The sequence below is a fragment of the Filimonas zeae genome, from assembly GCF_014641615.1.
GTDB lineage: Bacteria > Bacteroidota > Bacteroidia > Chitinophagales > Chitinophagaceae > Filimonas > Filimonas zeae.
Genome location: NZ_BMIB01000005.1, coordinates 109,976 through 136,474, shown reverse-complemented (window position 1 = coordinate 136,474; position 26,499 = coordinate 109,976). Strand labels below are relative to the sequence as shown.

The 26,499-nt window shown below is 45.5% G+C and carries 21 protein-coding genes; all 21 read left to right on the top strand.

The window, feature by feature from the left end; translation table 11 throughout:
* Positions 1 to 293 precede the first annotated feature (293 nt).
* The 21 genes from IEY13_RS24240 (at position 294) to rpsQ (ending at position 26,411) form a co-directional block, all read left to right on the top strand.
* Positions 294 to 10,199, top strand: a complete 9,906-nt coding sequence (locus tag IEY13_RS24240) for an Ig-like domain-containing protein (protein WP_188957212.1) — start codon at positions 294 to 296, stop codon at positions 10,197 to 10,199.
* Positions 10,200 to 10,217: 18 nt separating this feature from the next.
* Complete coding sequence (locus IEY13_RS24235; protein WP_188957210.1) at positions 10,218 to 11,222, top strand: PorP/SprF family type IX secretion system membrane protein; 1,005 nt, start codon at positions 10,218 to 10,220, stop codon at positions 11,220 to 11,222.
* A gap of 62 nt (positions 11,223 to 11,284) precedes the next feature.
* Positions 11,285 to 13,342: an OmpA family protein gene (locus IEY13_RS24230; protein ID WP_188957208.1), complete on the top strand. Its 2,058-nt coding sequence runs from the start codon at positions 11,285 to 11,287 to the stop codon at positions 13,340 to 13,342.
* A gap of 194 nt (positions 13,343 to 13,536) precedes the next feature.
* Positions 13,537 to 13,917, top strand: a complete 381-nt coding sequence (gene rpsL / locus IEY13_RS24225; protein WP_076379475.1) for a 30S ribosomal protein S12 — start codon at positions 13,537 to 13,539, stop codon at positions 13,915 to 13,917.
* A gap of 81 nt (positions 13,918 to 13,998) precedes the next feature.
* Positions 13,999 to 14,466: a 30S ribosomal protein S7 gene (gene rpsG / locus IEY13_RS24220; protein WP_116737820.1), complete on the top strand. Its 468-nt coding sequence runs from the start codon at positions 13,999 to 14,001 to the stop codon at positions 14,464 to 14,466.
* A 102-nt stretch (positions 14,467 to 14,568) separates the two neighbouring features.
* Positions 14,569 to 15,264, top strand: a complete 696-nt coding sequence (locus IEY13_RS24215) for a response regulator transcription factor (protein ID WP_188957206.1) — start codon at positions 14,569 to 14,571, stop codon at positions 15,262 to 15,264.
* Positions 15,248 to 16,618 (top strand): HAMP domain-containing sensor histidine kinase, encoded by a 1,371-nt coding sequence (locus tag IEY13_RS24210; RefSeq protein WP_188957204.1) that lies wholly within the window; start codon positions 15,248 to 15,250, stop codon positions 16,616 to 16,618. Before IEY13_RS24215 ends, IEY13_RS24210 begins: the two co-directional genes overlap by 17 nt.
* A 67-nt stretch (positions 16,619 to 16,685) precedes the next feature.
* The gene (locus tag IEY13_RS24205; RefSeq protein ID WP_188957202.1) at positions 16,686 to 17,171 is read left to right on the top strand and encodes a hypothetical protein; all 486 of its coding nucleotides are present in this window, start codon (positions 16,686 to 16,688) and stop codon (positions 17,169 to 17,171) included.
* 40 nt (positions 17,172 to 17,211) lie between these two features.
* Complete coding sequence (locus IEY13_RS24200) at positions 17,212 to 18,132, top strand: bestrophin family protein (RefSeq protein WP_188957200.1); 921 nt, start codon at positions 17,212 to 17,214, stop codon at positions 18,130 to 18,132.
* A 191-nt stretch (positions 18,133 to 18,323) separates the two neighbouring features.
* On the top strand, positions 18,324 to 20,474 hold the full coding sequence (gene fusA, locus IEY13_RS24195) for an elongation factor G (protein ID WP_188957198.1): 2,151 nt from the start codon (positions 18,324 to 18,326) through the stop codon (positions 20,472 to 20,474).
* 234 nt (positions 20,475 to 20,708) lie between these two features.
* Positions 20,709 to 21,014, top strand: coding sequence for a 30S ribosomal protein S10 (gene rpsJ, locus IEY13_RS24190; RefSeq protein ID WP_068242832.1), 306 nt, complete (start codon positions 20,709 to 20,711; stop codon positions 21,012 to 21,014).
* Between the two features lie 355 nt (positions 21,015 to 21,369).
* Positions 21,370 to 21,987, top strand: a complete 618-nt coding sequence (gene rplC / locus IEY13_RS24185) for a 50S ribosomal protein L3 (RefSeq protein WP_146838634.1) — start codon at positions 21,370 to 21,372, stop codon at positions 21,985 to 21,987.
* Positions 21,988 to 22,005: 18 nt separating this feature from the next.
* Positions 22,006 to 22,638 (top strand): 50S ribosomal protein L4, encoded by a 633-nt coding sequence (gene rplD / locus IEY13_RS24180; RefSeq protein ID WP_188957196.1) that lies wholly within the window; start codon positions 22,006 to 22,008, stop codon positions 22,636 to 22,638.
* 29 nt (positions 22,639 to 22,667) lie between these two features.
* Positions 22,668 to 22,967 carry a 50S ribosomal protein L23 gene (rplW, locus tag IEY13_RS24175; protein ID WP_146838638.1) on the top strand — a complete coding sequence of 100 codons (300 nt, stop codon included), beginning with the start codon at positions 22,668 to 22,670 and terminating at the stop codon, positions 22,965 to 22,967.
* A 50-nt stretch (positions 22,968 to 23,017) separates the two neighbouring features.
* Positions 23,018 to 23,857, top strand: coding sequence for a 50S ribosomal protein L2 (rplB, locus tag IEY13_RS24170; RefSeq protein WP_188957194.1), 840 nt, complete (start codon positions 23,018 to 23,020; stop codon positions 23,855 to 23,857).
* 57 nt (positions 23,858 to 23,914) lie between these two features.
* Positions 23,915 to 24,184 (top strand): 30S ribosomal protein S19, encoded by a 270-nt coding sequence (rpsS, locus tag IEY13_RS24165; protein WP_146838642.1) that lies wholly within the window; start codon positions 23,915 to 23,917, stop codon positions 24,182 to 24,184.
* Positions 24,185 to 24,218: 34 nt separating this feature from the next.
* Positions 24,219 to 24,563, top strand: a complete 345-nt coding sequence (rplV, locus tag IEY13_RS24160) for a 50S ribosomal protein L22 (RefSeq protein WP_146838644.1) — start codon at positions 24,219 to 24,221, stop codon at positions 24,561 to 24,563.
* Positions 24,564 to 24,584: 21 nt separating this feature from the next.
* On the top strand, positions 24,585 to 25,376 hold the full coding sequence (gene rpsC / locus IEY13_RS24155; protein ID WP_188957192.1) for a 30S ribosomal protein S3: 792 nt from the start codon (positions 24,585 to 24,587) through the stop codon (positions 25,374 to 25,376).
* 92 nt (positions 25,377 to 25,468) lie between these two features.
* Positions 25,469 to 25,888: a 50S ribosomal protein L16 gene (rplP, locus tag IEY13_RS24150; RefSeq protein ID WP_146838648.1), complete on the top strand. Its 420-nt coding sequence runs from the start codon at positions 25,469 to 25,471 to the stop codon at positions 25,886 to 25,888.
* A 19-nt stretch (positions 25,889 to 25,907) separates the two neighbouring features.
* The gene (gene rpmC / locus IEY13_RS24145) at positions 25,908 to 26,123 is read left to right on the top strand and encodes a 50S ribosomal protein L29 (protein WP_188957190.1); all 216 of its coding nucleotides are present in this window, start codon (positions 25,908 to 25,910) and stop codon (positions 26,121 to 26,123) included.
* A 30-nt stretch (positions 26,124 to 26,153) separates the two neighbouring features.
* Positions 26,154 to 26,411, top strand: coding sequence for a 30S ribosomal protein S17 (gene rpsQ, locus IEY13_RS24140; protein WP_146838652.1), 258 nt, complete (start codon positions 26,154 to 26,156; stop codon positions 26,409 to 26,411).
* Positions 26,412 to 26,499: the final 88 nt, after the last annotated feature.

Below are 26,499 nucleotides of genomic sequence, written 5' to 3'. Positions count from 1 at the left end.
GGGCGCTATGCAGGACATAGACGCTGCGGATAAATGAAAATCCATCCGGTTAGTAATCCAATATGCCTGTAAAGGACTTGTTCAGTACAAAACTGTCTGAATAAAGCCTCTTGTTTGTTGATCCAATATTATCTGAATGCCACAGGCTGTTCATAAGCTATAACGTGAATGAACAGACTATTCGTACTTAAGGAAATATTAATTCACGGAATATGATGAACCTTTACACCGGGCGATTGGAGGCTTACTTAAAAACTATCGCTGCGACCCTTCTGTTGGTCTGTTCACTTTTTGTGAACAGGGTGAGTGCCCAACGGGTATATGCCAATCAGGTAACGATTGGCAATAACGCAGCTGTAGACCATGTTACCAACCCTGCCAATGCTATCAGTAGTTCGGAAACTACTTTTGCCCAACTCAACTCTTACGGCGGCGTCGCCGTTGGTCTGGGAAGTTATTCAGGCCAGCTGGAACTAAAGTTCCCAACCACACTTGCAGCGGGTGTAACCACCTATGTACGCATTAATTCGGATCCTGATTTGCTGAAAGCGTTACTGGGCGGTAGCCTGGGTAACCTGCTGGCAAATGTGCTGGGCACGGTAGTGCTTGGCAATCACTATTTTACGGTGGAAGCGCGTAATGGAACTACTGCTGTACTCAGCGGAACCAGTACCACTCCGTTTTCTACCAACAACCTGCGGCTTGTTCAGGATGTGAACGGTTATTTTTACCTGGCGCTTACGCCTGGAGCTGCTTACGACCGGGTCTATATTAAAGACCAGACCAATTCGGTGTTGCTGGGTACCTCCAACAATACCAAAGTGTATTATGCTTTTTACAATTCTTCTACCAGTTCTGATCCCTGTGTACAGGGCTTTGCTACTTCCTATGATGGCACCGGTTTAAACCTGGATGCTTTAAATCTGGGTGGAGCGGGTGTTACTAATCCGCAGAATGCCATTGACTCTGATACCACAAATTATTCCCAGCTGGGTCTGGGGGCACTGGCTGTAGCAGGTTCTATCAGCCAGGACATTTATTTTGAAAACCTTTCGAGAGCGAATGACGAGTTTCATGTGAAATTACAGTCCTCACCTGCATTACTAAATGTAGGGTTGGCTAATAACATTACTGTAACTACTTTCAATGGTGCTACACAGGTTTCTTCACAGCCATTGAGTTCGCTGTTAAGTCTTGACCTTTTAGGCTTACTGAATTCCGGCCAGGCTACCACTTTTGTGATACGTCCTGGCCAGGAGGTGAACCGTATCCGGATTACCTTCAGTTCTCTTCTAAATGCAAATCTTACACAAAGCATTCGTTTGTTTGGTGCCATTCGTACTGCGGGGCGTCCTACATTTACCGGAGCACAATCTCAGAATTACACTATCTGTGCCGGTGGAAACGTATCGCTGAACGCAACTACTTCTTCGGGTAATGAACTGCGTTGGTATGCAGATTCCACTACAAACACACCGTTATTTACTACTTCATCAGGTGCGGCTTTTACACCCTCGGGGTTAACAACCACTACTAAATATTATGTTGCTGCCGCCAAAATTGGCTGTACTTATGAGAGTGAGCGTGTACCGGTAACGGTTACGGTTGTTGCTATACCGGCTGATCCTGTGGTGCCTGCTGTACAGGCAATCTGTACGGGTAAAACTGCCACGTTTGCGGTAACCAATCCACAGGCGGGTGTTACATATCGCTGGTATACTACTGCTACGGGCGGCAATGCCCTGGATTCCGGTGTAAGTTTTATTACTCCGGTATTAACAGACAGTACTACTTTTTATGTGTCAGCTGCCAACGGTGCCTGTGGCAACACGGGAGGAAGAACTGCTGTACTGGTTCCTGTAAGTAAAATTCCACTGGCTGCCACGCCTACACCACTGGTGCGGGAAATCTGTTCAGGCAACACTACCTCGTTTACCATACAAAATCCGGAAGCGGGTGTGGTATATAACTGGTATGATACTTCTGTGGGTGGCAACCTGGTATTTACGGGAGTTACGTTTACTACTCCGCAGCTGGCGGCCAACACCAATTATTTTGTAGAGGGTGTAAACGGAACCGGTTGTACCAGCCCCACCCGTACACAGGTGTCTGTAGTTGTAAACCAGACCCCGGTAACACCACAGCTGGATACAGCGGTGCGTAATATTAATCCCGGAGGAACTGCTACTTTCTATATAAATGATCCGATAGATGGATATACTTATAACTGGTATACAAGTGCTACCGGAGGAACGGCTGTAGCTACCGGTAATACTTTTACCACAGGAACATTGAATGCGAGCACCAACTACTATGTAGAAGCAGTGAGCGATAAAGGTTGTGCAAGCCCTGTGCGTGCAGTAGCTACCGTAAATGTTATCAATGATGTTGTGTGTGGCTTTGCTACAACGCAGCAAACAGTAAGTCAGTCTGTCTGCGTACTGTGTGGCGTAACCAATGGTAACAATGCTGTTGATAATGATCTGAATAATTATTCTGTAATAACAACTACTATAGGCGTGGGTGGCTTTGGCCAGCTGCTGAAATTTGGCAATACCGGTTATGCCGGTGACAGCATTAGCGTAGTGCTGGAAGTACCAGGGCAGCTGGTAGGCGCTACCTTACTGGGTGGTATTGCTTTACAAACCTATAGTGGGAACAACCCGAATGGTGATCTGATATTTCTGGATAGTGCTGTAGCCAGCTTGCAATTACTGGGCACCGGCGGCTCTAACCGGTTTAAGATTACCGTACCGGCCAAAAACTCTTTTGATGGTATAGGTATAACCCTTGCGGGTGTAAACGCGTTGAGTCAATTAAGAGTCTACTCTGCTCAAACTTTTGCCGCTACCCCACGGCTTGCTCCACAATCTTTACTGGTACATGCCAGTGCGCAAGCCAGCCCTGTTAACTCAGGTTTGATTTGTGTAGGTTGTAGCGTAACCAATCCGTTACTGGCAGTAGATGCAGATTCCACTACCCATTCTTCCATTACTGCTGCGCTGGGTGTGGCGGCTACCGTTGGTCAGCTATTGCGTTTTCCTGCTAATTTCAGTGCAGGTGATAGCATTCAGGTAGACCTGGAGGTGCCCTCTCAGGTATTGGGAGCTCAGGTGTTAAGTGGTATTGAGTTTGAAACTTATACCAATAATACCGGCAATGGCAGCCCTGTTATTGCCAACTCCGGTTTGGTAAAGGCTCAACTACTGGGCCTGGGCGGCAGTAAGTTCCGGTTGAAGTTTGCGGCTAACAACAACTTCAACGGTGTACTGGTGAGAGTGAATGGTGCTGCGAATGTGTTGAGCAACTTATATGTATATGATGCAGCTGTTTTCTCATCCAGTCAGAATATTGTAAATGTATGTAGTGGTGCTTCTGCAGTGCTTACTGTGGCAGTGCCGGTAAATGCTACGCTAAACTGGTATACTACTGCGGCTGGTGGTACTCCTGTATTTACGGGTTCAACCTATACAACGCCACCGGTAACCACAGCTACTACTTATTATATTGAAGCATCGCGCTATGGTTGTGTAAATACCAACCGTACGGCTGTGAATATTATACCCAATGATATTCCGGATAACCCAACGCTGAACACCAATGCGGTTAGCATTTGTGCAGGTGATTCTACTAAACTGTACGCTACGGCGCCTGCCGGCAGACTGTTTAAATGGTATACTGCCAGCAGTGGTGGTACTGCTATTTACACCGGTGATACCCTGGTAACCCCGGCATTAACCGCTACTACGACTTATTATGCAGAGGCTGTAAACAATGGCTGTGCCAGCGTAGGCCGTACCGCTGCGGTAGTAACGGTAAATACACCGCCGGCTGATGTTGCTGTAACACCACCTTCTGCTACTATAGGCAGCGGACAGACTGCTACTTTTGTAGCATCTTCTTCTACTGCTAATACAGCCTTTAACTGGTATCCCACAGCTAATGGTGGCACACCGTTGTTTACGGGCCCCACTTTTGTAACGCCAGCCTTAACCGCCTCCACTACCTATTATCTGGGAGCAGGCGGTGCTACGCAGTGTAGCCTGGCTACCCGCTTAGTAGTACCTGTTACGGTAGTTACAGGATCAGGTATACCTGTTCCCTGTGACGTGGCTACCTCACAAACTACAGCCGTAAATGGTATCTGTATAGGATGTTCTGTTGATTCTGCCGCACTGGCGGTAGATGCGGATGCGGTTACTGCTTCACGACTGCATGTAATTGCAGGGCTGGCAGGTGCTTCTGTACAGCAAACCCTGATATTCCCATTCACGGCAGATGCGGGTGATACAGCTGCTATCCATGTTGTATTCCCGGTTGGCGTGGCTGATGTAGGACTATTGTCTGGCATACAGGCTGCTTCTTATAACGGAACTACTTTCAATAATGACAGAGCTGCTGTTGGAAACAACGGGCTGCTCCGTCTGCAGTTACTGTCTGGCGATACTGCAGGTATCCTCAAATTTGTACCTGCACAGCCTTATGACCGTGTGGAGCTTCGTGTAAATTCTGGTCTGGCTACGCTGATCAGTGCTTTACATGTACAATATGCCCAACGTGTGAAACCGCGTCCGGTAACCAATGCTGATACGATTGCTATTTGTGCAGGTCAGCAGGCAACGCTAACTGCTTCTGCACCGGCAAATACTACTTTCAAATGGTATGATGCTGCTACCGGCGGTACGCCATTATTCATAGGTGCTACCTACCAGACACCGGTATTAAGTGATACAGCAATCTACTATGCAGAAAGTGTAAGCAATACAGGATGTGCTGCAGGAACAAGAAAACCTGTGGTAGTAAATGTACTGCCTGCACCGGGCGCTCCTGTTGTAACAGATACATTAGTAACTATCTGTTCAGGTACCACTGCTACATTGGCTGTGCAAACACCGCAGGCTGGTGTTACCTATAACTGGTATGCTGTTGCTACCGGTGGAACAGCTATTGCTGCCGGTAACAGCTTTGTAACTCCGGCGTTAACACGTGATTCTGTTTTCTATGTTGGTGCTACCACTGCGGGCGGCTGTGTAAGTGCGGCACGTACTGCGGTAAGGGTAGCAGTAAATACTGCATTACAACCACCGGTTGTGGCAGCTGATACTGTGGCTACATGCTCCGGTACATCAGCAGTGCTTCAGGTGCAGAACCCACAGAGTGGATTTACCTATAACTGGTACAGAACTGCTACCGGCGGAACGGCGGTAGCTACGGGTGTAAGCTATACCAGCCCTGCTATTACTGCAGACTCCACTTATTATGTAGAAGCTGCCAGTGGCAGTTGCGTAAGTACACGTACAGCGGTGCGGGTAACAGTAAGTCAGGCACCGGCTGCACCATCTGTTACGGTTAATCCGGTTAGTGCAACGGTTACGGCGGGGGGAAATGCTGTAATAACAGCTTCTTCCACTACGGCAGGTGCTACCTTTAACTGGTATCTGCAGGCTACCGGTGGTGCTTCTCTGTTTACCGGTAATGTATATACTACCCCTGCTTTATCTGCTACTACCACGTATTATGTAGCTGCTTCTCTGGGTAGCCTGGGCTGTACCAGTGCAAGAACACCGGTAACTATTACGGTGAATCCGGGTGTAAATCTGGCATGTGATGCGGTTACTGCTGAAACAAATGCAGCCAACGGAATATGTGTGGGTTGCGGTGTAGCAACCGGTGGTGGTGCGGTAGATACCGATACCACTACTTTCTCTACCTTTAATATGCCTGTTTCTCTGCTGGGCGGCTATGTAGAGCAAACGTTGCGCTTTCCAAGTGTGAGCACACCAGGTGATACTATTACTATTGCCATGGAAGGTCCTGCTTCATTGCTGACAGCAGATATACTGAGTGCTATACAGGTTACTTCTTATAATGGTGCTACTTCTAATAACGACACCAAATCGCTGAATAATGGCTTAATTAAGGTTCAGTTACTGGGCTTAGGTGCACCAGGTAAGTTTCTGGTACGTTTTGCTCCAGAGGCCGCTTTTGATGGCATTCAGGTAAGATTGAACGGTGGGTTGGTATCTGCGCTGAATACGCTGAATGTGTACTATGCAACGCGGGTGGTAGCACCACCGGTAGTGAATACTGCTTCTGTATCTATCTGCAGCGGCAACACTGCTTCGCTTACGGCTACTGCTTCTTCTAATGCAGTGATTGAATGGTTTACTACGGCTTCGGGCGGTACGGCTGTAGGCAGAGGTGGTTTGTTTACCACGCCTGCTTTAACAGCTACCACTATTTACTTTGTACAGGCTAAGCGTAACAGCGCTGATTCCTGTGCCAATATTAACCGTACCCAGGTAACTGTGCTGGTGAATGCAAGACCTGCTACGCCGGTAGTTGCCGATACGGTACGTATTTGTGCAGGCAGAACGGCTACGCTGTCTGTAAATAATATACAAACAGGTATTACCTATAACTGGTATAGCAGCACCGGTGCTTTAGCCGGTACAGGCAGCAGTTTTGTAACACCTGCGCTTAGTGCTTCTACTTTCTATGCTGTAGAAGCGGTAGATACAACTGCCAGCTGTATTGCCAGTGGCAGAGATACTTCTGTTATTTTTGTAAGTGCGGTGCCAATGCCAAGAGGTATTGTGGCTACCAATGATACTGTATCTATCTGCTCGGGATCTGTAACCTTACAGATACTGAATCCCGAAGCAGGTGTTACTTATAACTGGTACAATGTAGCCAGTGGCGGAAGTATTGTGTTCAGCGGAACCAGCTTCCCCACACCGGTGTTAACCACTACCACAACTTACTATATTGAAGCGGTGAGTGCGGGAGGTTGTTCTTCCGGTACGCGTACAGCTGCTACCGTAGTAGTGAATCCTGTTGTGCCACCACCAGCGGTTGCCAGCAATAACCCCACTATCTGTGCAGGTGCTTCTGCTACCCTGCAGATTCAAAATCCGCAGGCTGGATTTACCTACCGTTGGTATGATACTGCAAATGGAGGTACTGCCCTGTTTGAAGGCATTACTTTTGTAACAGGTACGCTTGCAGCAAGCGATGTGTTTTATGCAGAAGCTATTAGCGGAGCCGGTTGTGCAGGAAGCAACCGTACGGCTGTTACGGTTACAGTAAATGCCCGCCCTGTTATACCGGTACTGGCAAGCAGTAATGTATCTGTTTGTTCCGGTAATGCTGCTACACTACAGATTCAGAATGCAGCAAGCGGTGTTACGTACCGCTGGTATGACTCATTAACTGCCGGTAATGTATTGGCGACAGGAGTTACCTTTGTAACACCGGCGCTTACATCGGCTAAGACTTATTATGCAGAGGCGGTTAACAGCGCCGGATGTACCAGCACTACCCGTGCTGCTGCTACGGTAACTGTTAATCCGATACCATCTGTACCTGTGATTGCAACCGCAGGAACTACTATTTGTTCCGGCGCTTCTGCCTCTCTGTCGGTACAGACACCGCAGCCTGGTGTTACGTATAATTGGTACAATAGTGCAGGCTCACTGGTTGATACAGGTATTACTTATGTAACGGGTCCGTTAACCGCTACTGCCAGCTTCTCGCTGGAGGCGGTATCTGGAACAGGTTGTACGTCTACTGCACGTGCTTCAGTAGTAATTACAGTAACCACCAGGCCAACAGCACCAGCAGTGGCCAGTGCCAACGGTGCTGTGTGTGCGGGTAACAGCGCAACACTGGCTATTCAAAATCCGCAGGCAGGTATTACGTATACCTGGTATGATGCCGCTACAGCAGGTAATCTGTTGTTCAGTGGTACCAGTGTTACTACTCCTGCTTTAACCAATAATGTTACCTATTATGTAGAGGCTGCTAATGGCTCCTGTGGTAGTACCACGCGTACCCAAACCACGGTTGTGGTGAATGCAAGACCTGCTACACCCGTTGTAAGTGGAAACGGGGCTCCTATCTGTTCCGGAACTTCTGCTGTTTTAACAGTAACCAATGCAGCAGCCGGTTTAACCTATAACTGGTATACGGCACAAAGCGGCGGAACGTTGCTGACCACCGGCTCCAGCTATACTACACCGCAGCTTACTGCCAGCGCTACTTACTATGTAGAAGTAACCAATGGTACCTGTACTGGTACGGCGCGTGCTGCGGTTGATGTAACTGTAACTCAGGCTCCATCTGCACCTGTAATAACGGGAGTAAGCGTTTGTTCCGGCAGTCAGGCTACCCTGACAGTGCAAACTCCACAGCCAGGATATGTTTACAGATGGTACAATGTTGCCAACGGAGGCACTGCACTGTCTGAAGGGAATACTTATGTGACAGCACAACTTACTGCTAATGCCACTTATTATGTGGAAGCAGTAAGTACAGCCGGTTGTTCAGGTGCTACCCGTACTGCCGTTCCGGTAACTGTGAATACGAAACCTGCAACTCCGGTATTGGTTAATAACAACGGAACTACCTGTACAGGTGGTACTGTAACTTTTGCTGTGCAGGCTCCACAAACAGGAATTTCATACCTGTGGTATGATGCTGCTACGGGTGGAAACCTGGTATTTAACGGCAGTACATTTACTACGCAACCCCTTACTGCCAGTACGAGCTATTATGTAGAAGCTTCTGCCAACGGTGGCGGATGCGTAAGTGATACAAGAACAGCCGCTACTGCAACGGTGAGTACGGTATTACAACCACCATTGGTAGATGCGGCGGGTACTACTGCCTGTCTGAACCAGAGCACTACACTTTCTGTACAGAATGCGCAGACTGGTCTTTCTTACAGATGGTATACTGCGGGCAGTGGCGGAATGCTGCTGGCGACTGGCTCTTCGTTTACCACGCCTGTGCTTGCTGCTAATGCTACTTATTATGTGGAGGCAGGTAACAGTACCTGTACCAGTGCTACACGCACACAGGTGAACGTAACCGTGGTGGCAAGACCGTCGGCTCCTGTGGTAGCTGCCAGCGGCAGAACCATCTGTGCAGATGGACAGGCGACATTAACTATTCAGAATCCGGATGCGGCTTATACATACAGATGGTTTGATGTGCCATCTGGTGGAAACCTGTTGTTTACCGGAACTTCTTATGTTACCAATCCGCTTACTACCAATACATCTTTCTATGTGGAAGCTGCGGTGAATAGTGGTTGTGTAAGCACATCACGTACAACGGCAGCGGTAACCGTTAATCCTTCACCTGCGGCACCAACTTTGGCAGCCAGTAGTGTAACGGTATGTTCTGGTGGTGCAGGTACGCTGAGCGTTCAGAACCCTGTTTCAGGCTATACCTATAACTGGTATAGTGTTGCAACAGGTGGAACGATACTGTTTAGCGGAGCCAACTATGCGCTTACTAATATCACCGCCAATGCTGTATACTATGTAGCAGCGGTGAATGAATCAGGTTGTTCCAGTGCTTCCCGCGCATCGGCTGATGTGGTAGTAACCGCAGCTCCTGCGGCTCCGGTAATCACTAACAACTCACCATCGGTATGTCCGGGTAGTATGGTAACGCTTACTGCGTCTTCTTCTGTGCCTGGTGCAGTATACAACTGGTATGCAGGTGCAGGTAGTACAACAATTCTGTTTACAGGTAATCCGTTTGCTACAGGGGCGCTTACAGCCGATACCACGTTCTATGTATCTGTTGCCAATGCAGGCGGATGTAGCAGCAGTAGCAGAGGTGAAGCTTCTATTACGGTGTTAAGACCACTGGATGCTCCGGTTGTAACAGTAGACTCTGTAACCATTTCTACAGTAACCTTCAAATGGAATGCAGTAACAGGCGCTACCGGCTATCAGGTGTCGCTTGACGGAACCACATTTATTGCACCTAACGGATCTAACGGTTTGTCACATACCATTTCCGGTTTACAGCCTAACCAGACAGTGGGTATACAGGTAAGGGCAGCAGGCTCGCAAAGCTGCCAGACCAGTCCGCTCTCTGCAAGGGCAACCGGAACAGCTACCAACCCGCTGGGTAACAGCGTGTTTATTCCGAATGTGTTTACTCCTAATGCAGATGGCAAGAACGAGAGATTCATGGCGCTGGGTAATAATATCGCATCTCAGGAGATATGGATATTCAGTCAGTGGGGTGAGATGATTTATCATGCTGCCGATTCGCAGGGATGGGATGGAAGAATGGGTGGAACCCTGCAGCCTGTGGGTGTATATGTATACATCTTCAAAATCAGACTGCTGGACGGCACCATTGTGAACAGAAAGGGTACTGTAAACCTGATTCGTTAAACGTAAACTTAATCTGAAATGAAAAATCTTAATAAAATACTGCTGCTTTGCAGTACGTTGATTGGGACCACCTGTTTAAAAGCACAGGTGGACCCCCACTTCTCTCAGTATTATTCTTATCCGATGTGGCTGAACCCTGCTATGACCGGAGCCATTGACGGGGATTACCGGGTGGGAGCGAACTATCGTACACAGTGGAATAATATTGCTGATCCGTTTGCCACTATTGGCGCTGCTGCGGAGTTTGTAACTAATAAAAATCTGAATCTGGGAATAAATCTGATGAACCAGACGGCAGGCAATGCAGGCTATAACTTTTTCACAGGATATGTTTCGGCGGCTTATACGGGTATCAAATTCGGTGCCCAGGGGCACCAGCGTCTGGCAGTGGGCCTGCAGGCGGGCATCATGAACCGGAGGTTTGACCCTTCTAAATTTCAGTATGCAGACCAATGGAATCCTACTACCGGTTATGATCCTAATGCGCCTACTACGGAATTGATGACCCGTAATTCCAAGGCTGAGTTTGATGCGGGTGCGGGCGTTTTATACTACGACGCAGATCCGTCCAAGTCGCTCAACACCTTTATAGGAGTCTCTGCTTTTCACCTGACTAGGCCGGAAGATCCCTTTGTATATGGCCAGAAAGAGACGTTGCCTGTACGTTATGTGGTGCATGGCGGTGTGCGCTTTGTGCTATCTGACATGATAACTATTACGCCCAATGCCCTGTATATGAAACAGGGTACCTCAAATGAAAAAATGGTAGGTGCTTATGCCCAGATAAAGGCCAGCACATTTGCTGATTTTCTGATTGGGGGTAATTATCGTTTTGAAGATGCTATTACGCCTTTTGTGGGTTTTCATTACGAGCACATGGTACTGGGACTTAGTTATGATACCAACGTATCTCATCTGAAAAACCTGTCGCGCAGTAGTAATGCGTTCGAGATTTCTCTGTCTTTCACAGGCAGGAGAAGCCGTGCATTACCTGGTGAGGCCTTTATTTGCCCGCGCCTCTAGGTTTTATAGATGGTTGACTGATTAATTCTTTATTACCGGAAACCCTTGGTTAAACTACAAGTATGAAATATTTATATATTCTGTTATTTAGGGGAAGCTGTTATATAGTTGCCCTGCTGCTGTGCAGCCATATGGCCTCAGCCCAGTATAATCTGTACGACCTGAAGAGAACGGCCGATATGTATTTTGAGAAGGGGGATTATTATTCTGCTGCTCAATATTACGACCGTTTTCTGACCACCAAAAGATCTGTTGCAAAGGGTAATGTCAATGCGGATGACTATCTGCCATATATGGTTACAATTGCCACCAGGCATATGAAAAAGCAGGTGAGTAATTATGAACAGGTGGTTTATCGTTTGGCTGAATCGTACCGGATGTATTTTGATTTTAATAATGCGGAAAAGTGGTATGCGATGAGTACAAACTTTGATTCCATTGCTTACCCGCTCGCCCGCTACTGGTATGGTGTAACACTGCGCGCCAATACGAAATACACGGATGCTGAAAATCAGTTTTCCCGTTTTTTACTGGAGCACACTTCAGAAGATGAGTATTCAAAAAGTGCCCGTAAAGAACTTGCGAATTGCCGGTTTATTCAAGGACAGCTGGCGGAAGACAAACGAAGCGTGTTGGTAAGCCGCCTGGATGGTTTTATTAATCAGGGAGGCGCAACTTACGCTCCGGCCTGGCTGGATAACAAAACCATGGTATTCACTTCTTCCAGGGGCGATAGTGCAGCTATTATACGAACGAAAGGTACCAATCCATACTTCAACAATGTATATCAGACTACATTGCAGGATTCCGGCTATTCCAAACCGATAAAGGTGAATGTGGAGGTAAACGGTGAAATGCAACAGGGCGCTGCCGCTTTTACTTCGGATGGCCGCCGGATGTATCTTACCCGCTGGCAATTGGTGGAAGGAAAAAACCGTGGTAGTTTGTTTATGAGCGAGAAATCCGGTTCTAACTGGTCTGCTCCTGTGAAGCTTGGATTGAACGTAAACACTGACGGGTATAGTTCAATACAGCCTTATGTAACTACAGACGGTAAATACCTGATTTTTTCCTCTGACCGGCCTGGAGGGGTTGGTAAATACGACCTCTGGTATTCTTTGCTGGACCCTGCTTCGGGCCAGCCCGGTTCAGCAGCAAATATGGGAACCATGATTAATACCGAAGGGGATGAGCAGGCACCTTTCTATCATAACGTTTCTACCACCCTGGTTTTTGCCAGCAATGGCAGGGTGGGTATGGGAGGATTTGATCTGTACAGCTCTAAAGGAAACTTTGCCGTTTGGGATTCTGTAAAGAATATGGGGCACCCACTGAATTCTACCAAGGATGATATTTATTTCTCCAGCCGCGGTAAGAAATTTCTGCTGGCAGATGCGAATTTCAGTTCTGACCGGAGTTCGGTATGTTGTCTGGAGATGTTTGGGGTAAAGCGTAAAAATATGGTTATCACCGGAAAGGTGGTGGATTGTGCTACCCGGGAACCTATGGCTGGCGCAACCATCAGTGTGGTGGATACACTGCGTAACAAGGTAATTTATACACAAGATATAGATGCTACCGGAGCATATAGCTTTGAGATGGAGGAATATCAACCGTTGAAGTTGGTAGGAGAGAAAAAGTATTATCTGCCCCGATCGCTTCACTTCTTCAAACCTGGCTCGGAAGGTGCACCGGATACGCTGGTGAATCCTGACCTGTGTATGAATCATGAGGATACAGCCAAGCCGTTTCCTGTGGGGCAGGCAGTGGTGTTGAAGGACATTTATTATGATTTTGATAAAGCGACGTTGCGGCCGGAGTCGTATCCGGTTTTAGATACCCTTGCTTCTGTAATGCGTCGTTTCCCGAACATGGAACTGGAAATGAGTTCACACACTGATGGGAAAGGTGCTGTTAAATATAATCTGAAGCTGAGTGATGCCCGCGCAAAATCATGCGTGGAGTATCTGCAGCGGGTGGGTATAGAGATGAGCAGGTTACGTTATAAAGGATATGGTAAATGCTGCCCGATAGCGCCGAATACACTGCCTAATGGTAAGGATAATCCGGATGGACGTGCATTAAACCGCCGCACGGAAGTGAAAGTTATTCATTATTAATTGATTAGATAGAAGCAAGTACAAATATCAGTGCCATTTCCGCTGGTATTTGTACTTTTGACTTGTTCAACAACGTGGATAAAAAGTGTAGCAGTGTAAAATTTCGAAAAGAAATCCACATACTTTTCTGATATTTTTTTGGAATTTGTTGTGAGTGCTGTTACCTTTGCCGTCCCAAAAATAAATGGTTTAGAATGCCTACAATACAGCAGTTAGTAAGAAAAGGCCGTGAAATTATCAGGGCGAAGAGCAAATCCAGAGCTTTGGACGCATGTCCTCAGCGTCGTGGTGTTTGTACAAGGGTTTACACTACTACCCCTAAAAAGCCAAACTCGGCTTTACGTAAAGTAGCAAAAGTACGTTTGACTAATAAGGTAGAAGTTATTGCCTACATCCCTGGTGAAGGTCACAACCTGCAGGAACACTCTATCGTACTGATCCGTGGTGGTCGTGTTAAAGACTTACCAGGTGTTCGTTACCATATTGTTCGTGGTAGCCTTGATACTGCCGGCGTAAAAGACCGTAAACAAAGCCGTTCTAAGTACGGTACCAAGAAAGAGAAGCCTAAAAAATAGTCTTCCATTTCTTAAAACGGGTATGGTTATATAGACCTGCCTTGATAAACAGAATTTGAAAAACTTTAATGCAAGAGTAAAATGCGTAAAGCACAAGCCAAAAAATTACCGTTAGCCCCCGATGGTCGTTTTAACGACAAGTTGGTTACACGTTTCGTGAACAACCTGATGTGGGACGGTAAAAAAAGTGCCGCTATCAATATTTTCTATACTGCCGTTGACAAGGTGAGCAAGATTACCGGTGAAGATGGCTATGAAGTATGGAAAAAAGCCTTAAATAATGTAACTCCTGGAGTAGAAGTGCGCAGCCGCCGTATTGGTGGTGCTACTTTCCAGATTCCAACGGAAGTTCGTCCTGACCGTAAAATTTCCCTGAGCATGAAATGGTTAATCCGCTACAGCCGTGAAAGAAATGGTCGTACCATGGCCGACAAACTGGCAAACGAAATCGTTGCAGCCAGCAAAGGTGAAGGTGCAGCTTTCAAAAAGAAAGAAGATACACATCGTATGGCAGAAGCCAACAAGGCATTCTCTCACTTCCGTATCTAACAATATTTCACCAATATATTTTTGGAGAGGCGCCCTGATTATTCAGGGCGTTTTTGTTTTATATTAGTCCACCATTGTAGTTAGCAAACAGATAATACACTGATGTTGAAAGTTTTATTGGTAGAAGATGAAGTAAATGTGGCTTCGTTTATACAGCGTGGCTTATCGGAGGCCGGTTACGAGGTAACTGTGGCTATGGATGGTGATACCGGTTATTCGCTGGCCAGTGCACATGAGTTTGCTATTATACTGCTGGATGTGATGTTGCCAGGTATAAATGGCCTGGAGGTTTGCCGCCGGTTGCGGCAGGCCAATAACAATACGCCGGTACTAATGCTTACTGCACTGGGAAGTACGGAGAATGTGGTTACCGGGCTGGACTCCGGGGCAGATGATTATCTCGTAAAGCCTTTTAAGTTTGCTGAACTACAAGCCAGAATACGATCGCTTACCCGCCGTAACTTTTCTGCCATGGAAAAGCCGGATATGTTGTCCATGGCTGATCTGGTTGTGAATACTACTGCCAAAACTGTTCAGCGTGGCGGAAAGCCCATTGCCCTTACTGCTACAGAATATCGATTGTTGGAATACATGTTGAAGAACCAGCGAAAGGTTCTATCGCGTATGGAGATTCTGGAGCACGTATGGGGGATTGATTTTAATATGGGGACGAATGTTGTAGACGTATACGTGAATTACCTGCGGAAGAAACTGGATAAAGGGGGGAGTTTACCCCTTATTCATACAGTAATAGGGATGGGCTATATCATGAAAGAGATGCATGAAAATTCAAACTAAGATTACATGGTTGTTTACGGCGATTACTGCCTCTATTCTGCTTTTTTTGAGCGGATTTGTATACTTTTTTGCCAGCCGTAATGCATTTGAAGATTTTTATAAACGACTGGAAATACGTGCTATCATTGCTGCCAAGGCCAAGTTGGGGCAGGACCGGACGCACGTAAATGCCTATAATGAAATACGCCGGGAGCACCTGGAAAAGCTGCCGTCTGAAAAGGAGTACTTTTTTACTGTAAATGAAAAAGCAGGAAAGCCGGATAGTGCACACATTTCGGGAGTGCCTGCTTCGTTTTTTAACCGGGTTATGGTGGAAAAAGAAGCTATGCACCGGACAAAGAACCTGTTTTATCTGGGAGTATTATACGAGCAGCCGGGTAGTAACCATATTGTTGTGGTATCAGCAGTGAATGAATTCAGCCGGGAGTATCTGGGGAGTCTGAAAAATGTAATGTTGGTTGGGTTTCTGGTGTCAGTATTGGTAATGCTGACTGTGGGGATTTTGTTTTCGCGCCAGATATTGAAGCCGGTTAGGAGTATTACCCATCGGGTAAAGGATATCAGCAGCAATAATCTGCATCTGCGTCTGCCGGAAACTGGTGGGAAGGATGAAATTGGTGAGCTGTCCTACACCTTTAATAATATGCTTGACCGGTTGGAAACTTCTTTTGAATCGCAGAACAACTTTGTAAGTAATGCCTCGCATGAGTTAAGCACCCCGCTTACAGCCATAATAGGAGAGGCAGAATTGGCCCTCAGTAAAAAGCGGGATGAACAGGCGTATACCCAATCGCTACGTGTGGTATTGAACGAAGCTGAGCGACTACGGCATATCACCACTTCTCTGTTGAGTCTGGCCCAGACGGGTTTTGACGGTAAAAAGCAGCAATGGGAAGTTTTAAGGGCTGATGAATTGGTGTGGGCAGTAAAGCAATCGGTAGATAATATCAACCCCGGTAATCATGTGTATTTTGATACCAGTCACCTGCCGGAAGAAGAACGAAAGCTGACTACACGAGGGAATATGCAGATGCTGATACTTGCATTTAGTAATGTTGTGCTGAATGCCTGTAAGTATTCTGATAATAAACCCGTTACAATAGGTGTGGCCTCTACAGATGACAGAGTGCTGATTATTGTACGTGATATGGGTATTGGTATTCCGGAAAATGAACTTCCTTATATTTTTGATCCATTTTTCCGGGCTTCGAATGTGGGCCATTATAAAGGCTATGGTATTGGTTTGCCGCTGTCGCGTAATATCATCCGTATGCACGATGGGGATATTGTGGTAAAGTCAAAAGCAGGAGAGGGGTGTATTATCCATATCAGTCTGCCTATTCACGTGTCATAATATTCTAATCTCTTTCTAATTCCCCTCTTAAGTGTCCCTAATACTACAGCGTTAATGTTGTGGTATTATGAAAAATATTCTAATTCCTACAGATTTTACGGTTCATTCGCTGGACACAATTGTGGCTACGGTGGAGAAGTACAAAGCTGGGCAATTGCATATTTTACTCATGCATGGCCTGTCGATGCCTGATTCGATTACCGAGCTGATGATGTTTTCGAGGAATAATGACCGGTATAAACTGATTACCAAAGAATTTGAAGATGCCTGCAAGATTATAAAAAACAGGTATGCTTCTGTAATACAATCCATTACCCTGCGCTTTATGCATGGTAGCACGCGGCATGTGTTCCGGAACTTTTTACTCGCTAATCATATTGACCTGATTGTTTTTCCTGCCGATTACACGCTTCAGAAAGCGTGTGACAACAGTGTAGACATTTCTGGTTTACTGAAGTATGCGCGCTGTAATATTGACAGAGTAAGTGTACGCCAGGATCAGGGAGATGTACAGCGGATAAATATGGCAGACCTGCTGCTGGCAGTTGGATAAAGGTGAAGCGATTACCTGACATGTAAAAGAAGGGGGTGTTATGTTGCTGAAAGATAAAATACCGATGGGCTATGTTTTAGGTAAGGTGAAGTATGAATTACTGGTGGTGGTTTTATACGCCAGTGTGGTGGCTTTGCTGTTCAGAACGTTCAATGTTACGGATATAACCATACCTATAGCGGTGCCTACTATTATGGGAACCATTATATCTCTTTTGCTGGCTTTCCGATCTAATCAGGCGTATGACCGCTGGTGGGAGGCAAGACAGATATGGGGAGCTATTGTTAATGATTCACGTACGCTGGCCAGGCAGTTGTTATCATTTACTTCCGGGGTGGAGTATCAGGATGAGGAGGTTATTCATTTCAGAAACTCATTTGTAAAACGCCAGATAGGCTGGAATTTCTGTCTGGGTCAGAGTTTACGAAAGGAGAATGCAATGCAGGGAATGGAGCGTTATCTGTCGAAAAGAGAGTATCTGCAGTTAATGCATTACGATAATAAGCCCTCGGCATTACTGGATATGCATGGGAGAGATATTACTTATGCGCTTCAGAAAGGCTGGGTGAATGAGTATCAGCAGGTAGAGCTGGACCGGACATTGACGAGGCTATGTGATCATATGGGCAAGTGCGAGCGTATTAAGAATACGGTATTTCCGGTGACTTACAGCTTGTATCTGCATTTTTCGATCATCTTTTTTATAGGGTTGCTGCCATTTGCAGTAATTGATTTTTTTGGTTGGGCAGAGGTTCCGCTGGTTGCGGCAATAGCAGCCTCTTTTCTACTGGTTGAAAAAATGGCGATTCAGTTACAGGATCCGTTTGAGAACAAGCCTACGGATACGCCTATGACCACGATAGCCAGAACGATAGAGAAAAACCTGCGTCAGATGCTGAACGACCATACTCAGCTACCAGAGCAGGAAATTGCGCCTGTTACACAATTCTATGTGTTATAGGCTATTAATCAAGGGTTTTGATCATGTCTATAGTAGTAAGCCCGGCAGTTTCTTCTGCCGGGCATTTTTGTAACCACAATTTAATCGCGATTTCTTTTCCTGTATATTAAATTCATTACCTTTGCGCCCTGAAAATCAGGTGGCAGAAGTGTGCCCGGTTTTTACTAAAAAAATTAAACTATTATTCTTTTATGGCGGACTTGAAATTTCAACGCAACTTCGGTATTGCCGCACACATTGATGCCGGTAAGACCACTACTACCGAGCGTATTCTGCGCTACACCGGTATGATTCACAAAATTGGTGAAGTGCACGATGGTGCAGCTACTACTGACTGGATGGAGCAAGAAAAAGAGCGGGGTATTACCATTACCTCAGCTGCGGTGAGCTGCCAGTGGAACTTCCCTACCGTAAAAGGTAAGGCTGATGCCAACACAAAAAAATATTCTTTTAACATTATCGATACTCCCGGTCACGTGGACTTTACTGTAGAAGTAGAACGTTCTATGCGTGTGCTGGATGGCTTGATTGCCCTGTTTTCTGCGGTGGATGGCGTGGAGCCTCAGTCTGAGACTGTATGGCGCCAGGCTAACCGTTACCGTGTTCCACGTATCGGTTTCGTAAACAAAATGGACCGTTCCGGTGCTGACTTTCTGATGGTGGTTAACCAGGTGAAGGAAATGCTGGGTGCAAAAGCGGTTCCGTTACAGTTACCTATTGGTGCTGAAGATAACTTTACCGGTGTGGTGGATCTGATTAAGATGAAAGGTATCATCTGGCATATGGAAACAGAAGGTATGACTTTCGACGAGATTGATGTTCCTGCTGACATGGTGGAAGAAGCTAATGAGTGGAGACAAAACCTGGTTGAAGCTGTAGCAGAATACGACGATACCCTGATGGAGAAGTTCTTTGATGATCCTAACAGCATCACTGAAGAAGAAATGCACGAGGCTATCCGTAAGGCTACCATCGACCTGAGCATTGTTCCTATGATGTGTGGTTCTTCTTTCAAGAACAAAGGCGTACAAACAGCATTAGACGCGGTTTGTCGTTATCTGCCTTCTCCTGTTGATATTGAAGATACGGTAGGTACAGATCCTGACAGCGGTGAAACTATCACCCGTAAGGCTGATCCTAAAGCGCCTTTCTCTGCACTGGCGTTCAAAATTATGACTGATCCTTTCGTAGGTCGTCTGGCGTTCTTCCGGTGCTATAGTGGTCACCTGGATGCGGGTTCTTATGTACTGAACGTAAGAAGTGGTAAGAAAGAGCGTATCAGCCGTATCATGAAGATGTTTGCAAACAAGCAAAATCCAATTGACTTTATTGAAGCAGGTGATATTGGTGCAGCGGTGGGTTTCAAAGAAATCAAAACCGGTGATACCCTGTGTGATGAGAACCATCCTATCACGCTGGAAAACATGTTTATTCCTGAGCCGGTAATCGCTATTGCAGTTGAGCCTAAAACCCAGGCTGACGTGGATAAAATGGGTATGGCCATTGCGAAACTGGTAGAAGAAGATCCTACCCTGCGTGTAAACACCGACGAAGATACCGGTCAGACTATCCTGCGCGGTATGGGTGAATTACACCTGGAGATCATCATCGACCGTATGCGTCGTGAATTTAAAGTAGAAGTTAACCAGGGTGCTCCTCAGGTTGCTTATAAAGAATCTTTTGGTACTACTGTTGAACACCGTGAGGTGCTGAAAAAGCAGTCTGGCGGTCGTGGTAAATTCGCTGATATCCAATTCTCTATCGGCCCTGCTGACGAAGAGTGGATGAAAGAAAACGAAGGAAAGAGCTTCCAGTTTGTAAACGATATCTTTGGTGGTTCTATTCCTAAAGAATTTGTTCCTGCCATTCAGAAAGGTTTTGAAACTGCAATGAGCACAGGTGTACTGGCTGGTTTCCCTGTTAACAACATGAAAATCAGAGTATTTGATGGTAGCTACCATGATGTGGATTCTGACTCAATGAGCTTCGAACTGTGTGCGAAGTCTGGTTTCCGTGAAGCTGGCCGCAAAGCGAAGCCAACGCTGTTAGAGCCTATTATGAAAGTGGAAGTTCTGACTCCTGACCAGTACATGGGTGACGTTACAGGTGACTTAAACCGTCGTCGTGGTATGCTGGAAGGTATGGACAGCCGTGCGAACCTGCAGGTAATTAAGGCTAAAGTGCCGTTGAGCGAAATGTTTGGTTATGTAACCCAACTGCGTTCTTTGTCATCAGGCCGTGCAACTTCTACCATGGAGTTCAGCCACTATAACGCGGCTCCGAACAACGTAGCAGAAGAAGTAATCGCCAAGTCTAAAGGCAAGGTAAAGGTGGAAGACTAAACATAGTCATAAAGCAGCTTAAACCCCATTATCCGGCCTGAAAACTACCGGAAAAGGGATAGGTTGCAAGGATTGAAATAAACGAAAATGGCCTGGCTTACTCACAGCCGGGCCTTTTTGTGGATAAATATCCGTTTTTAGGCGTTTTTTAAGAAAATAATCCTCAAAATGCTTGTGTAATTGAATTCCTAAACTTACCTTTGCGCTCCCAATTAGAAATTTTGGGTTTAGGCTATGTCGCAAAGAATCAGAATTAAATTACAGTCGTACGACCACAATCTGGTAGATAAATCTGCCGAGAAAATCGTTAAAACCGTTCGCAGCACGGGTGCAGTAGTAACAGGTCCTATTCCTTTGCCTACTCATAAGAGAATATTCACTGTTTTACGTTCACCGCACGTGAACAAGAAAAGCCGTGAGCAATTCCAGCTGTGTACGCACAAACGTTTATTAGACATTTACACTTCTTCTTCCAGAACTGTAGACGCGTTAAGTAAGTTAGATCTGCCTTCCGGTGTGGAAGTAGAAATCAAAGCCTGATAAATTACCTGTATAGCCTAATTCCGGGAATCACAGGTAAGTATCAACCACGTTCTTAGAAATACAGTTTATCTCTCAATCCTGTACACCAGGAGAAAAGAGCTCTGACTTAAATTATAGATGCCCGGGATACTAATTAAGGTAAAACGGGCATTAAACAGAAACAAATATAAACAAGCCCTTCGAGGTTTGTTTACCGTCGGTACTTCTACCGTTACTGTTGCAAAACAGAACGAACAACAGAAAAGGTCGACGGCAAACAAAGGATTGAATCCTTTCATAATCCGCTCCGGGATGAGAGCGGCAAATGCGAAAGGATGTCCTTCCGACCTTGCGGGGCGTAAACCGCAACACAATGAAAGGTATTATCGGAAAAAAAATTGGGATGACCAGCATCTTCAGTCCCGATGGTAAGCAAACAGCTTGCACCATCATCGAAGCTGGTCCCAATGTAGTAACCCAGGTGAAATCTAAAGACACAGATGGTTACAGTGCATTACAGTTAGCATTCGGCGACAAGAAAGAAAAGCATGCTACTAAGGGCGACATTAATCACTTCGCAAAAGCCCAGACTGCTCCAAAGCGTTTCGTAAAAGAATTCCGCGATTATTCTCTTGATAAAAATTTAGGTGAAACGGTTACCGTTGACATCTTTACTGAAGGTGAAGATGTGGAAGTAGTTGGTACTTCAAAAGGTAAAGGTTTTCAAGGTGTAGTTAAACGTCATGGTTTCTCTGGTGTGGGTGAGCAATCACACGGCCAGCACGACCGTCAGCGCGCTCCCGGTTCTGTAGGTGGTTCTTCTTATCCTTCACGCGTATTTAAGGGTATGAGAATGGCTGGCCGTATGGGTGGCGACAGAGTGAAAGTTAAAGGCCTGAAAGTGGTTAAAATTTTCCCTGAGAAGAATTACATCCTTGTTACTGGTTCTGTACCGGGCCACAATGGTTCCATCGTTTTAATCCAGAAATAAATCTTAACCTGAAGTACGATGCAAGTAGAAGTATTAAATAGTAAAGGACAAAAGACTGGCAGATCTATTGAGTTGCCAGACGATATATTCGGTGCTGAGCCAAACGACCACGTAATTTACCTGGCCGTTAAACAATACCTGGCTGCTCAGCGTCAGGGTACTCACAAAGTAAAGACCCGTGCTGAAGTACATGGTGCGAGCCGCAAGCTGCACCGCCAGAAAGGTACCGGTGGTTCCCGTAAAGGTAACATCCGTAACCCTTTATACAAAGGTGGTGGTACCATCTTCGGACCTAAACCACATGGTTATGGCTTTAAGCTGAACAAGAAAGTGAAAGATCTGGCTAAGATTTCTGCACTGTCTTACAAGGCTAAAGAAAACGCAATCGTTGTATTAGAAGAGCTGAATTTCGAAACTCCTAAAACCAGGCAGTTTGCTGAAGTTTTAAAGAGCCTGAATGTAGCTGGTAAAAAGAGCCTGCTGGTTCTTGACGAATACAATGACAACCTGTATCTGAGCTTACGCAACATTTCTTCTGTAGGCAGCACTCTGTTAACTGATATCAATACTTATGATATCGTTAATTCAGATGTTCTGATTTTAACAGAGAACGCTGCGAAAGTATTTTCTGAAGCAGAAGTTGAAGCATAGAAATTTTCACATTCTCAAATTGAGATACAATGAATCTGAACGAAGTTTTAGTAAAACCAATCCTGACAGAAAAAGCAAACAACCAGCAGGAAAAGCTGAGAAGATATGCTTTCAGAGTAAGCCGCAAAGCCAACAAGCTGGAAATTAAAACCGCTGTTGAGGCTTTCTATGGTGTATCTGTTGTGGACGTTAATACCGTAGTTGTACCTGGTAAAAATAAAACCCGCTATACAAAAGCTGGTTTTATTAAAGGGGTAAAACCTGCCTATAAAAAGGCTTATGTAACTGTAGCTGAAGGTGAAACTATTGACCTGTACGCTAATATTTAAAAGTATGGCTGTCAAACGCCGCTAAGTATTGACTTATAAAGTATTAAAAAATGGCACTGAAGAAGTACAAACCAATGACCGCAGGTACCCGGTGGAGAATCGGTAATGCCTATGCTGAAATTACAACCAACCAACCTGAGAAGAGCCTGTTAGAGCCTATCAGCGGAACTGGTGGTCGTAACGCGCAAGGTCGTCGTTCTATGCGCTACATTGGTGGTGGTAACAAAAAGCACTACCGTATTATAGATTTCAAGCGTAACAAGAGAGATGTTTCTGCTAAAGTAGTATCTATTGAATACGATCCGAACCGTACTGCATTTATTGCTTTACTGCAATATGCTGATGGTGAAAAAAGATACATTATTGCTCCACAAGGTATACAGGTTGGTGCAACCGTAGTAGCCGGTGACGCAGTAGCTCCTGAGATCGGTAACGCGCTGATGATGAAGAATATGCCTTTAGGTACTATGATTCACAACATTGAGTTGCAGCCTGGTCAGGGTGGTAAAATGGCAAGAAGCGCAGGTTCTTCCGCACAGCTGGCCAACAAAGAAGAAAAATATGCAGTATTAAAAATGCCTTCCGGCGAACTGCGTAAAGTTCTGATTAACTGTTACGCTACTGTAGGTGTAGTAAGTAATGGTGACCATAACCTGGAAACAGCTGGTAAAGCAGGTGTTAACCGTTGGAAAGGTATCCGTCCACGTACCCGCGGTGTTGCAATGAACCCGGTTGATCACCCAATGGGTGGTGGTGAAGGCCGTGCATCTGGTGGACATCCAAGAAGCAGAACCGGTAAATACGCTAAAGGTGAAATTACCCGTACTCGTGGTAAAGGTTCTGATAAGATGATTATCCAGAGAAGAAACGGTAAAAAATTAAGTAAATAATTATTCTTGTTAAAATGGTTCCTGTAAGAGGGAACAAATAAACAACAAAGCAATACTATGGCTCGTTCGATTAAAAAAGGTCCTTACGTTGATGCAAAGCTGGAAGGTAAAGTTCTGGCAATAAACGAAGGCAAAGGCAAAAGAGGCGTTCTGAAAACATGGAGCCGCCGCTCTACAATCACCCCTGATTTTGTAGGCCACACTTTCGCCGTGCATAACGGAAACAAGTTTATCCCTGTTTATGTAACAGAATTTATGGTAGGTCACAAATTAGGTGAATTTGCTCCTACCCGGAACTTTAAAGGACATGCCGGTTCTAAGAAATAGTAGCCGGTTTTAAGAACACATTTAATTAAAAGAAATGGAAGCAGTAGCTAAACTCAATAATTACCCAACAGGACCCCGTAAGATGCGTTTGCTGGCAGACGTTATCCGCGGTATGCAGGTGGAAAAAGCACTTGCTATCCTGGAGCACCACCCTCAGCACAACGCCGTTCCTCTGGCAAAACTGCTGAAGAGTGCAATCAGCAACTGGGAGCAAAAGAACAATGGTCAAAGCGCGGCTGATGCCAGCCTGATCGTTAAAACCGTTTTTGTTGACGGTGGACGTGTGTTAAAGCGCATGCGCCCTGCACCACAAGGCCGTGGTTACAGAGTACGTAAACGCAGCAATCACGTAACTATCATTGTTGATTCAAATAATTAGTAAAACCTATTAATCCATTATATGGGTCAGAAAGCAAATCCAATTGGTAACAGGTTAGGCATCATCCGCGGATGGGAGAGTAACTGGTATGGCAGCAAAAAAGACTTCGCTACCAAGTTGATCGAGGATAACAAAATCAGAACCTACCTGACTGCACGTATCAGCAAAGGTGGCATTGCCAAAATTGTAATTGAGCGTACACTGGGTAAACTGATTGTAACTATACACACTTCCAAGCCTGGTATCATTATCGGCAAAGGCGGTAACGAAGTTGACCGTATCAAGGAAGAACTGAAAAAATTAACCGGTAAAGACGATGTTCAGATTAATATTCTGGAGATCCGTCGTCCTGAGTTAGACGCTAACATTGTTGGTGACACTATCGCAAGACAAATTGAAAACCGTATCAACTTTAAACGCGCTACTAAAATGGCGATTGCTTCTACCCTGCGTATGGGTGCTGAAGGTATCAAAGTTAAGCTGAGCGGCCGTTTAGGTGGTGCTGAGATTGCACGTAGCGAGGAATTCAAACAAGGTCGTGTTCCATTACACACTTTCCGTATGGACATTGATTATGCAAACGTGTTTGCTCAGACTGTATACGGTAAAATCGGTATCAAAGTATGGATCTGTAAAGGTGAAGTATTAGGTAAGCGCGAACTGAATCCAAACTTCGTTAGTGGCAAGAACGACCTGAGCGACAGAAGAGAAAGAGGTGATGACAGAAGAGGTGGTGATGACAGAAGAGGTGACAGAAGAGGTCCAGGTGGCGACAGAAGAGGTGGTGGAGAAAGAAGGGAGCGTAGAAATTAACCCCCTTGCTCCCCACGAGGGGAGCCCAAGGAAAAACTATACATAAAAATTTTAGAAAATTTGCCTCCCTTATGGGAGGATAGGAGGGTACCATGTTACAGCCAAAAAGATCAAAACATAGAAAAATGCAAAAAGGTCGCATACGTGAAGTTGCCAAAAGAGGCACTTACATTGCGTTTGGATCTTTTGCTTTAAAAGCTTTGGAACCTATCTGGTTAACTAACCGTCAGATCGAAGCCGCCCGTCAGTCAATGACACGTGCTATGAAGCGTGAAGGTAACGTTTGGATCAGAGTATTTCCTGATAAAATCATCACCCGCAAGCCTTTAGAAGTAAGGATGGGTAAAGGTAAGGGTAACCCTGAATTCTGGGCTGCAGTAGTAGAACCAGGACGCATTCTGTTTGAGTGTGATGGGGTGACAGAACAAGTAGCACAGGAAGCTATGTTATTAGCCGCCCAGAAGCTACCCATCAAAACAAAATTTATTGTAAGAAGAGACTTACAAGGTTAATTTCTAAAAGGTTATAGCGATGGCTACTAATAAAAAAATTGAATTTAACAGGAGCATTAAAGATCTGAACGTAACAGACCTGAAGGCTCGTATCCAGGAAGATCAGCTGCGTTTAAAGAAGCTGGAATTTGCTCATGCTATCTCTCCTCTGGAAAATCCTATGAGTATTCGCAATCTCAGAAAGGATATTGCCCGTTTGAAAACTGCATTACAGGTTAAAGAACTGGCGAAATAAACTAAATAGCTCAAGCTAAAAATAAGAACGATGTCTGAAAGAAATTTGCGTAAAACGAGGATAGGTGTTGTTAGCAGCAACAAAATGACTAAAACCATTACTGTTGCTGTAGAAAGAAAAGTAAAACACCCTATCTATGGTAAGTTCGTAAAGAAAACTACCAAGTTTCATGCTCATGACGAAAAAAATGAGTGCGGTATTGGTGATACCGTTAAAATAATGGAAACCCGTCCTCTGAGCAAAACAAAGCGCTGGAGACTGGTGGAAATTGTAGAAAAGGCGAAATAGTATTACGCGCCTTCAAGCTGTGTCTCTGGCGATACGGAGCTCAGCCTCTGGGAAAATAAACAACATTAACCCCGGTTAACTCCGGGGA